The sequence below is a fragment of the Saccharopolyspora gloriosae genome, assembly GCF_014203325.1.
GTDB classification, from domain to species: Bacteria; Actinomycetota; Actinomycetes; order Mycobacteriales; family Pseudonocardiaceae; genus Saccharopolyspora_C; species Saccharopolyspora_C gloriosae.
This window is the reverse complement of the sequence record NZ_JACHIV010000001.1, coordinates 5226084-5239689: the sequence shown is the minus strand read 5'-3', so window position 1 is coordinate 5239689 and position 13606 is coordinate 5226084. Positions and strand designations below refer to the sequence as shown.

10 protein-coding genes and 3 tRNA genes are annotated in these 13606 nt (G+C 69.9%); 11 read left to right on the top strand and 2 right to left on the bottom strand.

Annotated elements, in window-relative coordinates; genetic code table 11:
• Positions 1-180: 180 nt before the first annotated feature.
• From BJ969_RS22795 to BJ969_RS22785, 3 genes are all read left to right on the top strand, one after another.
• Positions 181-1224 (top strand): 3-isopropylmalate dehydrogenase, encoded by a 1044-nt coding sequence (locus BJ969_RS22795; RefSeq protein ID WP_184481903.1) that lies wholly within the window; start codon positions 181-183, stop codon positions 1222-1224.
• Between the two features lie 421 nt (positions 1225-1645).
• Complete coding sequence (cimA, locus tag BJ969_RS22790; RefSeq protein ID WP_184481901.1) at positions 1646-3289, top strand: citramalate synthase; 1644 nt, start codon at positions 1646-1648, stop codon at positions 3287-3289.
• 117 nt (positions 3290-3406) lie between these two features.
• A complete protein-coding gene (locus BJ969_RS22785; protein ID WP_184481899.1) occupies positions 3407-4183 on the top strand; it encodes a fumarylacetoacetate hydrolase family protein in 777 nt (258 codons plus the stop codon).
• Between the two features lie 308 nt (positions 4184-4491).
• Here the strand turns inward: BJ969_RS22785 and BJ969_RS22780 are convergent, their stop codons facing one another.
• Positions 4492-5727: an FAD-dependent oxidoreductase gene (locus BJ969_RS22780; RefSeq protein WP_184481897.1), complete on the bottom strand. Its 1236-nt coding sequence runs from the start codon at positions 5725-5727 to the stop codon at positions 4492-4494.
• A gap of 135 nt (positions 5728-5862) precedes the next feature.
• Here BJ969_RS22780 and gltX point away from each other — a divergent pair, with 135 nt between their 5' ends.
• From gltX to BJ969_RS22755, 5 genes are all read left to right on the top strand, one after another.
• A complete protein-coding gene (gene gltX / locus BJ969_RS22775; RefSeq protein ID WP_184481895.1) occupies positions 5863-7356 on the top strand; it encodes a glutamate--tRNA ligase in 1494 nt (497 codons plus the stop codon).
• A 142-nt stretch (positions 7357-7498) separates the two neighbouring features.
• On the top strand, positions 7499-8302 hold the full coding sequence (locus tag BJ969_RS22770) for an HAD family hydrolase (RefSeq protein WP_343071553.1): 804 nt from the start codon (positions 7499-7501) through the stop codon (positions 8300-8302).
• Positions 8303-8504: 202 nt separating this feature from the next.
• Positions 8505-8576, top strand: a tRNA-Gln gene (locus BJ969_RS22765).
• 31 nt (positions 8577-8607) lie between these two features.
• A tRNA-Glu gene (locus tag BJ969_RS22760) sits at positions 8608-8680 on the top strand.
• Between the two features lie 399 nt (positions 8681-9079).
• A tRNA-Glu gene (locus tag BJ969_RS22755) sits at positions 9080-9152 on the top strand.
• Positions 9153-9454: 302 nt separating this feature from the next.
• On the opposite strand, the gene BJ969_RS22750 is transcribed toward BJ969_RS22755, so the two are convergent.
• On the bottom strand, positions 9455-10156 hold the full coding sequence (locus BJ969_RS22750; protein ID WP_184481893.1) for an IclR family transcriptional regulator: 702 nt from the start codon (positions 10154-10156) through the stop codon (positions 9455-9457).
• Between the two features lie 96 nt (positions 10157-10252).
• Between BJ969_RS22750 and leuC the strand changes: the two genes are divergently transcribed.
• The 3 genes from leuC (at position 10253) to BJ969_RS22735 (ending at position 13348) form a co-directional block, all read left to right on the top strand.
• Complete coding sequence (gene leuC / locus BJ969_RS22745; protein WP_184481891.1) at positions 10253-11656, top strand: 3-isopropylmalate dehydratase large subunit; 1404 nt, start codon at positions 10253-10255, stop codon at positions 11654-11656.
• Between the two features lie 25 nt (positions 11657-11681).
• Positions 11682-12284, top strand: a complete 603-nt coding sequence (gene leuD / locus BJ969_RS22740; protein WP_184481889.1) for a 3-isopropylmalate dehydratase small subunit — start codon at positions 11682-11684, stop codon at positions 12282-12284.
• Between the two features lie 227 nt (positions 12285-12511).
• Positions 12512-13348: an HU family DNA-binding protein gene (locus BJ969_RS22735; RefSeq protein WP_184481887.1), complete on the top strand. Its 837-nt coding sequence runs from the start codon at positions 12512-12514 to the stop codon at positions 13346-13348.
• The last annotated feature ends 258 nt before the right edge of the window (positions 13349-13606 follow it).

Here is a 13606-nt window from a genome sequence, read left to right as displayed (position 1 = left end):
ACTTGTGGGCGGCCCTTTTCGCGACCCGGCTCACCTGCGTCACCCGATCGGGTGTCCCGCCAATCGGGAAGCCTCGACCACTTGGTGGGTCCGGCGTGCCTGCCTGCGTGGCCTTGCCGGTAGCCTTCGGCGCAACAGTTCTAGCCCCGCGGTTCGGGGTGGTAGTCGGGAGGTGTGTACATGCGGCTCGCTGTGATCCCCGGTGACGGGATCGGGCCGGAGGTAGTGGCCGAGGCGCTGAAGGTGCTCGGTGAGGTCGTTCCCGATACCGAGATCACTCGATACGACCTGGGAGCCGCGCGCTGGCACGCGACCGGTGAGCTGCTACCGGAATCGGTGCTCACCGAATTGCGCCAGCACGACGCGATCCTGCTCGGTGCGGTCGGCGACCCCTCGGTGCCCAGCGGGATCCTGGAGCGGGGGCTGCTGCTGCGGCTGCGCTTCGAGCTCGACCACCACGTCAATCTCCGTCCCGCTCGGCTGTACCCGGGCGTGAAGAGCCCGGTCAACGACCCGGGCGAGATCGACATGGTGGTGGTGCGCGAAGGCACCGAGGGCCCCTACGCGGGCAACGGCGGTCTGCTGCGCAAGGACACCACGCACGAGATCGCCACCGAGGTCAGCCTCAACACGGCGTTCGGCGTGGAGCGGGTCGTGCGGGACGCGTTCGCCCGCGCCGCATCCCGGCCGCGCAAGCACCTCACGCTGGTGCACAAGACCAACGTGCTCACGCACGCCGGTTCCTTGTGGTCCCGCGTGGTCGAAGAGGTCTCGCTGCAGCACCCCGACGTGACGGTGGCCTACCAGCACGTGGACGCCACCACGATCCACCTGGTGACCGACCCGAGCCGGTTCGACGTGATCGTCACGGACAACCTGTTCGGCGACATCATCACCGACCTGGCGGGCGCGGTGACCGGCGGCATCGGGCTGGCGGCGAGCGGCAACATCGACGCCACCCGCCGCAACCCGAGCATGTTCGAGCCGGTGCACGGCAGCGCGCCGGACATCGCCGGGCACGGGTCGGCGGACCCGACGGCCGCGGTGCTGTCGGTGGCGCTGCTGCTCGACCACGTCGGGCAGACCGAGGCGGCGCGCCGGGTGGAGGCCTCCGTGGCCTTCGATCTGGCGACGCGCGACCACTCGGCGCCGGGGGCGACCTTCGCCGTCGGCGACCGGCTGGCGGCGCTGGTGTCCTCCCGCGAGGTGGCCCAGCAGGCCTGATCCACGCACGCACGGCGGGCGCCTTCCCTTCGGGGAGGCGCCCGTTCTGCGTCGTGGTGAGGCCTCGATCGGCCTGCGCGGGTGCCCGCGTGGTGGAACCTCAGCGGCTTCGCCGCCGGCAGGACGACCAACGGAGATCCGCTCGTTCGCCTGGGCGCGCGGCCGGAGTCGTCCGGATCGGGGGCGGTCCGCCCAGGTGGTGGCGGCCGGCCGGGTTGTGGCAGCATGCGGTCGTGGCCTTCAACACCATGATCATTATTGGACCGCGCGCCGGGTGACGACTCCGCACCCCCGGCGCGCAGACCTCTCGCAATTTCGCGGGGGGTCTTTTTTGTGCCCGGAAAACCCCGCCACGCAGCGTGGTGACGATCGCCGACCGCCCCGCGAAGGCATCGCCATCGAAGCCGACAGGAGAGATCCAGTGACTCGCACGACCCCGGCCGGAACCCCTCTGGGCGACGACTTCCACGTCTACGACACCACGCTGCGCGACGGCGCCCAGCGGGAAGGGATCTCCTACTCGGTTCCCGACAAGATCGCGGTCGCCCGGCTGCTGGACTCCCTCGGCGTCGGCTTCATCGAAGGCGGCTGGCCCGGCGCGCTGCCGAAGGACACCGAGTTCTTCGCCCGCGCCGCCGCCGGTGAGCTGGAGCTGCGCCACGCGGCGCTCGTCGCCTTCGGCGCGACCCGCCGGGCGGGCGCGCAGGCGCACGAGGACCCGCAGGTGCGGGCGCTGGTCGACTCCGGTGCCCCGGTCGTCACGCTCGTGGCCAAGTCCGACCGCAGGCACATCGAGCGCGCGCTGCGCACCACCGTCGAGGAGAACCGCGCCATGGTCGCCGACACGGTGCGCTACCTGGTCGGGGAGGGCCGCCGGGTGTTCGTCGACGCCGAGCACTTCTTCGACGGCTACGCCCACGACCCGGACTGCGCGCTGCGGGTGCTGGAGGCCGCGGTGACCGCCGGAGCCGACGTGGCCGTGCTCTGCGACACCAACGGCGGGCAGCTGCCCACCGGGCTCGCCGACACCGTGCGGGAGGTCGTCGCGCGCACCGGGTTCCGCGTCGGCATCCACTGCCAGGACGACACCGCCTGCGCGGTGGCGAACTCGGTGGCGGCGGTGCAGGCGGGCGCCACCCACGTGCAGTGCACCGCGAACGGCTACGGGGAACGCGCGGGCAACGCCGACCTGTTCGCGGTGCTCGGAAACCTCGCGACGAAGCTGGACATGCCGGTGCTGCCCGACGGCGGCATCGGGGAGCTCACCCGCGTCTCGCACGCGCTCACCGAGATCGCGAACCTCGCACCCGACACCCACCAGGCCTACGTGGGCTCGTCGACGTTCGCGCACAAGGCGGGGCTGCACGCCAGCGCGATCAAAGTGGATCCCGAGCTCTACAACCACCTCGACCCGGCCGTCGTGGGCAACACGATGCGCGTGCTGGTCACCGAGATGGCCGGGCGGGCGAGCCTCGAGCTCAAGGGCGCCGAGCTCGGCCTGGACCTCACGGAGTCGCCGGAGGCCGTCGGCACGGCGGTGCGCAAGGTCAAGGAGCTGGAGGCGCGCGGCTGGTCCTTCGAAGCCTCCGACGCCTCGCTGGAGCTGCTGCTGCGCCGCGAGCTCACCGCCGCGGGCGAGCAGGACGCGGGGGAGCCCGACGCGCCGTTCGACCTGGAGTCCTACCGGGTGGTGCTCGACCACCGCCCGGACGGGACGGTCGTGTCGGAGGCGACGGTGAAGGTGCACGTGGACGGGAGCCGGGTGATCGCCACCGCCGAGGGCAACGGGCCGGTGAACGCGCTGGACGCCGCGCTGCGCGAAGCGCTCGTGGGGCGGTTGCCGTGGCTGGATTCGGTGGAGCTGGTGGACTACAAGGTCCGCATCCTCACCGACGCCTCCGGCACCGACGCGGTGACGCGGGTGCTGGTCGAATCCCGCGACGGCACCGACGAGTGGACCACGGTGGGCGTGCACGGCAGCATCGTGGAGGCGAGCTGGCTGGCCCTGTGCGACGCGCTCGCCTACAAGGCCTTGCGGCACAACGCGATCGCCGGTCCGCGGTGAGGGCCGTTTCGGGCGGCGGCGGCACCGGCGACGACACCGCATAGGCTGGGACGGTTCGCCTCGTCCCAGCACGAGCGAGCCGAGTACGAAGCAACCGGGAACGAAAAGAGGTCCGCCGTGCGCCTGGCCCGAGTCGCCCACTCCGACGGGGTGTCGTTCGTCGCGCTGGAACCCGATCCGTCCGCGCCGCAGGAGAAGGTGCTGGCCATCGAGATCGACCAGCACCCGTTCGGCGACCCCACCTTCACCGGGCGCAAGTGGCCGATGGCCGACGTCCGGCTGCTCGCGCCGATCCTGCCCAGCAAGGTCGTCTGCGTCGGCAAGAACTACGCGGACCACGCGAAGGAGATGGGCGGTGAGGCACCGGCGAACCCGGTCATCTTCATGAAGCCGTCCACTTCGGTGACGAGCCCGAACGCGCCGATCAAGCTGCCGCCGAACTCGGAGCGGGTGGACTACGAGGGCGAGCTCGCGGCCGTCATCGGCCAGCCCTGCAAGGACGTTCCGGAGGCGCGCGGGCTCGACGTGGTCCTGGGCTACACGATCGCCAACGACGTCACCGCGAGGGACCAGCAGCAGGCCGACGGGCAGTGGACGCGGGCGAAGGGCTACGACACGTTCTGCCCGCTGGGCCCGTGGATCGACACCTCCGTCGACCCGGCGGATCTGGGCCTGCGCACCGAGCTCGACGGCGAGCTCAAGCAGCAGTCGCGGACGTCGCTGATGCTGCACGACGTCGCCGGTCTCGTGTCGTGGGTGTCCCGCATCATGACACTGCTGCCCGGCGACGTGATCCTCACCGGCACGCCCGCCGGCGTCGGCCCGGTGAAGTCGGGCCAGAGCGTCTCGGTCTCCATCGACGGCCTGGGCACCCTCACCAACCCCGTCCAGTAGCAGCCCCGCCACGGCCGAAGGCCGTCCAGTGGGCGGGCGAAGCCACGCCTGCCCTGCGGCGAAGCCGTGCCTGGCGGCCGAAGGGCCGTGCCTTGGGCGGCGAAGCCGGCTTGCGTTGCGGCCGAAGGCCGTGCCTGTATTCGCGAAGCGAATAGCCCACGTCCCAATGCCGACCACCGGCCGGTTCTCAGTCGTCTTCTCGCGAGGACGGCTTTTTCCCTCGTGGCGGAGCCACTCGGGAAAAAGATCCCGCAGCGAGAAGGCGACTGAGGTTCCGCTACCCGCCCACCAGAGCAAGAAGAGCCCGACTACCCCCGCACAGCCTCACGCGGAGGCCGTTCGCGTAGTGCGCCGTAGGCCAGGATGTAGGGCGGGAACATGCGCAGCAGCGGCAATCGCGTGATCATCCGAATCGGGCGCGGCAGCCGGGTCCGGTCCCCGAAGTCGATCTCGCCGCGCAGGCCGGGCTCGACCGCGTTGCGGTGCAACACCTTCTGCAATCCCTGGATCAGCAGCGTCGTGGGCCAGCGCCTGCGCTGGATCGCCGCCACGTGCCTGCGGCGCAACCGGCCTTCCCGCAGCGGAGCCGCGAGGTGGCGGGCGGCGGCCACCGCGTCCTGCACGGCCAGGTTGATGCCGATGCCGCCCACCGGTGACATCGCGTGCGCCGCGTCCCCGATGCACAGCAGGCCGGGCACGTGCCACTTGTTCAACCGGTCGAGGGTGACGTGCAGCAGCTTCACGTCCTCCCACGTGTCGACCAGCTCGCGACCGTCGTCGAACCACGGCACGAGGTGCCGCAGCCGCTGGTTGAACTCCTCGATCGGCCGGGACCTGCCGGCCGCGTCGGAATCCTTCTCGATGATCGACGCCGTCTGGTAGTAGTCGCCGCGGTCGATCAGCGCGGTGAACGTGCGGTCGCGGACCAGCCCGATCAGCCCGGCCGGGTCGTCCTCCTTGCGCGGCACCCGGAACCAGCGCACGTCCATCGGGGTGGGGAAGTCGCGCAGGCGGAGCTCCGGCAGCCGACGGGCGAGCGAATCCCGCCCGTCGCAGGCGATCGTGATGTCGGCGCGCAGTTCCCCGGTGCCGCCGTCGGCGTCGCGGTAGCGCACGCCGTTGACCCGGCCGCCTTCCCGGATCAGCTCGGTGACCTCGGTCTGCATCCGGAGGGAGAAGTCGCTCTCCTGCTTCGCCTCGTCGGCGAGCAGGTCCAGCAGGTCCCACTGCGGGACCAGCGCGATGTAGGGGTACTTGATCGGCAGCAGCCGGAAGTCGCCGATGGTCAGGAAATCGCCGTCCCGGCCGACGGGCAGCTGGACGATGTCCACCCGGCGCTGCGGCAGCTCCGCGAACCGCTCCGCCAGGCCCAGGTCGTCCATGAGCTGCAAGGTCGTCGGGTGCACGGTGTCGCCGCGGAAGTCGCGGAGGAAGTCGCCGTGCTTCTCCAGCACGGTGACCCGCACTCCGGAGCGGGCCAGCAGCAGACCCAGGACCATGCCTGCGGGGCCGCCGCCGATGATGCAGCAAGTCGTGCGCTCCATTGCGATCACTCCTATCCGGCGCCGCACACCGGTGAACTCCGAGATTGATATTCAACGGGCGTTGAATAATCTCAGGGTGCTCCTCCCGGAGTCGCTGGTCAAGCGCCGAACCTCGCCGGATAGGGTGGACCGGTCATGAGCACGCCAGAGTTCGCCACACCAGCGCCCGGAACCGTCCGCGCCCGGTTCTGCCCGTCACCGACCGGCACACCGCACGTCGGGCTCATCCGCACCGCCCTGTTCAACTGGGCCTTCGCCCGGCACCACGAAGGCACCTTGGTGTTCCGCATCGAGGACACCGACGCCAGCCGGGACAGCCAGGAGTCCTACGACGCGCTGCTCGACGCGCTGCGCTGGCTGGGACTCGACTGGGACGAAGGTCCCGAAGTCGGCGGCCCCTACGGGCCGTACCGGCAGAGCGAGCGCAAGGACGTCTACGCGGACATCGCGCGGCGCCTGCTCGACGCCGGTGAGCTCTACGAGGCGTTCTCCTCGCCGGAAGAGGTCGAAGCCCGGCACAAGGCCGCGGGCCGCGACCCCAAGCTCGGCTACGACAACTTCGACCGCGACCTCACCGACGAGCAGAAGACCGCCCACCGCGCCGAAGGCCGCACCCCGGTGCTGCGGCTGCGGATGCCGGACCACGACATCACCTTCACCGACCTCGTCCGCGGCGAGATCACCTTCCGCGCGGGCACGGTGCCCGACCCGGTGCTGGTCCGCGGCAGCGGCGACGCGCTCTACACGCTCACCAACCCCGTCGACGACGCGCTCATGCGCATCACGCACGTGCTGCGCGGCGAAGACCTGCTGTCGTCGACACCGCGCCAGATCGCGCTCTACGAAGCGCTGCAGCGCATCGGCGTCACCGACTTCGTCCCCGAGTTCGGGCACCTGCCGTTCGTCATGGGCGAAGGCAACAAGAAGCTCTCCAAGCGCGACCCCGCGTCGAACCTGTTCCACCACCGCGACCGCGGATTCCTGCCCGAGGGACTGCTCAACTACCTCGCGCTGCTCGGCTGGTCCATCGCCGACGACCGCGACGTGTTCAACCTCGACGAGATGGTCGAGGCCTTCGACATCAGCCGGGTCAGCGGCAACCCCGCCCGGTTCGACCAGAAGAAGGCCGACGCGATCAACTCCGCGCACCTGCGGGCGCTCGCCCCGGACGACTTCGTGCAGCGCGTCGTGCCCTACCTCGTCGACGGCGGAGTGCTCGACGCCGAACCGACCGAGCAGCAGCTCGAAACGGTGCGGGCCGCCGCGCCGCTCGTGCAGGAACGGCTCATCGTGCTCTCCGACGCCGTCGGCATGATGCGATTCCTGTTCGCGGGCGAGAACTTCGAGCCCGAAGAGGCCTCCGCGGCCAAGGCCCTCGGCGACGACGCCCGGCCCGTGCTCGACGCCGCCATCGGGGCGCTCGACGCGCTTCCCGAATGGACCACCGAAGCCATCGAGACGGCGCTGAGGGAGTCCGTCGTGGACGGACTCGGCATCAAACCGCGCAAGGCCTTCGCACCCGTGCGGGTCGCCGTCACCGGCCGCACCGTTTCGCCGCCGCTGTACGAATCCATGGAACTGCTCGGCCGCGAGGTCTCGCTGAACCGGCTCCGCCGCGCGCTGGTCTGATCAGCAGCACGATTCCAGCGACCGGGTGATGTCCCCAGTGGACGTCACCCGGTACTGGTACTTCGACTAAACCGTGTCAGGCCAACGACTGTCACCGTCTTGGACGAGGCGGACACCGCCGGTGAACCCCTAGCCTCTCGGGGTGACATCCGCGCCGCACCCCCCGACCACGCCTGAACCCGGCCGCATCAAAGCCGTGTGCCTGGACATCGACGACACCCTGCTCGACAACGCCGCCTCCTCCCGCCTCGGCCTGCGCGCCCTCATCGGCAACGACGCCGCCTGGCCCGTGTGGCGCCACACCACCGAAGACCACTACGAGCGGTACGTGGCCGGTGAAGTCGACTTCGCCACCATGTGCGTCGAACGGACCCGCGCCTTCTTCGCCGCCTTCGGCGAGCAGATCAGCGACGCCGAAGCCGCCGCCCGCGAGGACTACCGGATGGCCGCCATGCAAGCCGCCTGGCGGCTGTTCGACGACGCCCTGCCCTGCCTCGAATGGATGCGCGCCAGCGGCCTGCAACTGGCCGTCATCACCAACGCGCCCAGCGCCTACCAGCGCAAGAAGATCAGCCACACCGGACTGGCCGGCGCCTTCGACAGCATGCTCATCTCCGGTGAACTCGGCGTCGCCAAACCGGATCCGCGGATCTTCCACGCCGCCTGCGAATCCCTCGACGCGGCCCCGCACGAAGTCGTGCACGTCGGCGACCGGCTCGACACCGACGCCCTCGGCGCCGCCGACGCGGGCCTGCACGGCGTCTGGCTCAACCGCAGCGGGACAGAACATGCGCCGCCCGACGGCGTTTCGATGATCACCAGCCTCGCCGAGCTCCCCGAGCTCCTCGTCTGCGACCTGCCGTTCGCCCCCGAGATCCCCGCCCAGCACGCCCCCGGTGATCCGGCACCGCGCGAGACCACGCGCATCGGCGCGCTGACCCGCTGATCGAGCCCGGCCCGCGAACCGGCGGCGTCCATCCGCGACAGCACTCCCGAAACCCGCCCCCACCAGGGAAATCGGCAAAAGAGGGGGGTGCTGTCACGGCCTCGCGGGCCATGCTCTACTATTTTCATCAGCAGGCAGACAGCGACACCGAGTCGGACTTCCTCCAGAAGCCCGGAAGAGGATCGCTGAAAGCCGAAGCCGATGGGGTATGGTGTAATCGGCAGCACGACTGATTCTGGTTCAGTTAGTCTAGGTTCGAGTCCTGGTACCCCAGCGGAACGATCAGCAATGATCGTTCGTTCTAGGGCCCCGTCGTCTAGCGGCCTAGGACACCGGCCTCTCACGCCGGCGGCGCGGGTTCGAATCCCGTCGGGGCTACAGAAGTGTGTTCAGCGCCCACCCCTTTGGGGTGGGCGCTTTTCCGTTTTTCCTCGCTTTCCGGGGGGTGACCCCCCGGGCCCCCACGGTGCGGTGGTGCTGGGTGTGGGTTTGCCGGCGGTTTTGTGGGTGGGCTGGGGGCTCGCGCTTCGCGCTTGCCGGGAGGGGGCTCGCGCTTCGCGCTTTGCGTGGTGGTGGGGTTGAGTGGGTTTGGTGCTTTGGGTGGGGGCTCAGGTCTGGGGGTTTGGGCCTTGGGACTTGGGCCTTGGGGTTTGGGTTTGGTGTCTTCTTGGTCTTGGTCTTGGTCTTGTTCTTGTTCTTGGTGTTGGTGGGGGAGTGGGTTTCTTGGGGTGGGTGTGGGGGTTGTGGGTGGGGTGTGTAGGCTTTGTGTCGTAGCGCGGTCCCGTCGTCTAGCGGCCTAGGACACCGGCCTCTCACGCCGGCGGCGCGGGTTCGAATCCCGTCGGGACTACAAAGATTAGGGCCCTGTTTCCTTTGGGAAGCGGGGCCCTAATCGTGTTCGAGGTTTGTGGTTCGTGCGCCTTACCGGCCTTGGCATTGGTCTCGGCCTTGGTCTGTCCGTGTCTTGTCAGCGGCGGAGCCGCTGAGCGGTGACCACCATGTCCACCGGCACCGCCGCGGGTTCTCAGCGTTCTTCTCGCGAGGACGGCTTTTTCCCTCGTGGCGGAGCCACTCGGGAAAAAGATCCGGCAGCGAGAAGAACGCTGAGGTTCCGCCACCCGGACACCAGAGCAACCGGACCCCGACAAGCTTTCAGAGGCGGTTTTGGAGGCCTTCTGTTGCTGCTAGTAGGTCCGCTGCCCAGCGGGCTCCTGGGCGGCGGCCCATTCGGTCTATGGGGCCTGAGACGGAGATGGCGGCCACTACGCCGCCCTGGGAGTCGCGGACGGGGGCGGAGACGCTCGCCACGCCCGATTCGCGTTCTGCGACGCTCTGGGCCCAGCCGCGCCGCCTGACCTCCAGGAGGGTGCGTTCGCCGAAGACGGCTTCGGCCAGGACCGCTCGCTGCGTCGCGGGATCAGCCCAGGCCGCCAGGACCTTCGCCCCGGAGCCCGCGACCATCGGGAGGGTGGAACCGACGGGGACCGTGTCGCGCAGGCCGCTGGGGGGTTCCGCGGAGGCGATGCACAGGCGCTGCATGCCGTCCCGGCGGTAGAGCTGCACGCTTTCGCCCGTGATGTCCCGCAATTTGGGCAGCACCGTCGACGCCGCCTCCAGCAGGGGGTCCACCGCGCCGCCCGCCAGTTCCGCCAGCGCGGCACCGGGGCGCCACCGCCCGTCCGAGCCGCGGCGCAGCAAGCGGTGCACCTCCAGGCCCACCGCGAGCCGGTGCGCCGTCGCCCTGGGCAGGCCCGTGCGCCCGCACAACTCCGTCAGGCCGCACGGTTCGCCCGCTACGGCCTGCAACACGGCCACTGCCTTGTCCAACACTCCGATGCCGCTATGCTGTCCCACGTACCGATACTAACTTCTCGATATCTGAGAAGTCCACTCTTTGGGACAGTGCCCCGGAACCGGGGTGCGACCACCACATCTCGATGGGGAGGAGCGATGGGCAACACGCTCGCGGAGAAGGTCTGGAGCGGCCACATCGTGCGCCGAGGCGAAGGTCATGAGCCGGACCTGCTCTACATCGACCTCCACCTCGTGCACGAAGTCACCAGCCCGCAGGCGTTCGAAGGGCTGCGGCTGGCGGACCGGCCGGTCCGCCGCCCCGACCTCACGATCGCCACCGAGGACCACAACGTGCCCACCACCGGCATCGACCTGCCGATCGCCGACCCGGTGTCGCGCACCCAGGTGGACACCTTGCGGCGCAACTGCGAGGAATTCGGCATCCGCCTGCACCCGATGGGCGACGCCGAGCAGGGCATCGTGCACGTGGTGGGGCCGCAGCTGGGGCTCACCCAGCCCGGCACCACGGTGGTGTGCGGCGACAGCCACACCTCCACCCACGGCGCGTTCGGCGCGCTCGCGTTCGGCATCGGCACCTCCGAAGTGGAGCACGTGCTGGCCACCCAGACGCTGCCGCTGCGCCCCTTCAAGACCATGGCCATCAACGTCGAAGGCACGTTGCGGCCCGGCGTGACGAGCAAGGACATCATCCTCGCCGTCATCGCCCGGATCGGGACCGGCGGCGGGCAGGGCTACGTCCTGGAGTACCGGGGCGAGGCGATCCGGCAGCTGTCCATGGAATCCCGCATGACGGTCTGCAACATGTCGATCGAAGCAGGCGCCCGCGCCGGCATGATCGCCCCCGACGAGACGACCTTCGAGTACCTCAAGGGCCGCCCGCACGCGCCGGAAGGCGAGGACTGGGACGCCGCCGTCGAGTACTGGAAGACGCTGCGCACCGACGAGGACGCCGAATTCGACGCCGAGATCACCCTCGACGCCGACTCGCTGACCCCGTTCGTCACCTGGGGCACCAACCCCGGGCAGGGCCTGCCGCTGGGGGAGCGCATCCCCGACCCGGCGACCATCGGCGACGACTCCGAGCGCTACGCCGTGGAAAAGGCGCTCGACTACATGGGCCTGGAAGGCGGCACGCCGCTGCGCGAGGTCGCCGTGGACACCGTCTTCCTCGGTTCGTGCACCAACGGCCGCATCGAGGACCTGCGGGCCGCAGCGGCCGTCCTGGGCGGGCGCAAGGTGGCCCAGGACGTGCGGATGCTGGTGGTGCCCGGCTCGATGAAGGTCCGGCTGCAGGCCGAGTCCGAAGGGCTCAACGAGGTTTTCACCGCCGCGGGCGCCGAATGGCGTTCGGCGGGCTGCTCCATGTGCCTCGGGATGAACCCCGACCAGCTCGCCCCCGGTGAGCGCAGCGCGTCGACCTCGAACCGGAACTTCGAGGGACGGCAGGGCAAAGGCGGCCGCACCCACCTGGTCTCCCCGCTGGTGGCCGCCGCCACCGCGGTGCGCGGCACCTTGTCCTCGCCCGACGACCTCGACTGATCCGCCCGACCCGAAAGGAGCAACGATGGAACCGTTCACCCAGCACACCGGCGTCGGCGTTCCGCTGCGGCGGTCCAACGTGGACACTGACCAGATCATCCCCGCCGTGTACCTCAAGCGGGTCGCGCGCACCGGGTTCGAGGACGCGTTGTTCGCCGCGTGGCGCAACGACGAGAACTTCATCCTCAACAACGACGCCTTCCGCGACGGCAGCGTGCTGGTCGCCGGACCCGACTTCGGCACCGGATCGTCCCGCGAGCACGCCGTGTGGGCGCTCAAGGACTACGGCTTCCGGGTGGTCATCTCCTCCCGGTTCGCCGACATCTTCCGCGGCAACTCCGGCAAACAGGGACTGCTCGCCGCCGAGTGCGCCCAGTCCGATGTGGAACTGCTCTGGAAGCTGCTGGAGAACGAGCCCGGCACCCAGGTGACCGTCGATCTGCAAGAGCGGACCGTGCAGGCGAAAGACCTCACCGTGCCGTTCGCCATCGACGACTACACCCGTTGGCGGCTGCTGGAAGGGCTCGACGACATCGGTTTGACCCTGCGCCACGCCGAGACGATCGACACGTACGAGAAAACCCGCCCTTCCTTCAAACCGGCCACGCTGCCCGCCCGCACGGGCTGATCCGGATCGGCCGCGGAGCCTTTTCTCCTTGCTGCGCAGGGAAAATCGGTTCCGCGGCCGGCGTTCACAACCCAACCGGGAAACCGGCGAAACGAGCCCTGAGCCGCCGAAAGCCCCACGCCCCAACGAAAAAATGGGGCGTGGCGAATGGCATTCGGCAACTCAGGGCTTTACCGTGGGTTTTGAGTCGGCCCGACGGGGCCGTTGTTGTCCTGGGAGGGACTGAAGTGAACAAAGCCCAACTCATCGAGGCACTTGCGGAACGCCTCGGCGACAAGAAGACCGCCAGTCAGGCGGTGGAGGGCGTCGTGGACCTCATCGTCCGCAACGTCAACAAGGGCGAAAAGGTCAACATCACCGGCTTCGGTGTCTTCGAGAAGCGCGCACGTGCCGCCCGCACCGCGCGCAACCCGCGCACCGGCGAGGCCGTCAAGGTGAAGAAGACCAACGTCCCGGCATTCCGCGCCGGCACCCAGTTCAAGGAAGTCGTGGGCGGCAGCCGGAAACTGCCCCGCGCGACTGCCGCGAAGTCGGCGGGCACCAAGTCCGCGGGCACCCGCAGCACCGCGACGAAGACCGCGGGCACCGGGCGCGCCACGGCCAAGTCCGCCGCCACGGCGACCAAGGCTCCCGCCACCAAGGCGGCGGGCACCCGGAGCACGGCGAAGACCGCCGCGGCCACCAAGACCGCGCCGAAGAAGGCCGCCACCACGCGGTCCAGCGCGAAGCCGGCCGCCGCCAAGGCAGCCCCGAAGACGGCTGCTGGCAGCAAGGCGACCGCCGCCAAGTCCACCGGCACCAAGGCGACGGCGACCAAGGCGACCGCTTCCAAGGCCGCCACCGGCAAGGCCACGGCCGCCAAGTCGACGGCCACCAAGGCTCCGGCCACCAAGGCGGCGCCGAAGAAGGCCGCCACCACCAAGGCCGCGCCGAAGGCCACCGCCTCGAAGTCGACCGCCAAGACCTCTGCCGCGAAGACCTCCGCGGCCAAGACGTCCGGCGCCCAGACCTCGACCGCCAAGGCCTCCGCGGGCAAGACCACGCGCAAGACCGCCAAGAAGTGAGCGCTCGCCGCCTGAGCGAGCCGAGCTTCGCAGGCGTTCGCGGGTGGCGTCCCCGCACACGGCGCAGCGTCACCCGCGCCACGCGCGGCGGCGGAGCGGCGGGCGGCCCCGGTACCCGTGCCACGGGCACCGCGGCCGTGCCCCATCCAAGGTGCTCCGCCGGTTCTCACCGATGATCCCGGTGCGATCGCAACAGCGATCGGGCCGGGATCATCGCCGTTCCACCCCAAAACCACCCCACGGCGAGCCACCCCCAGC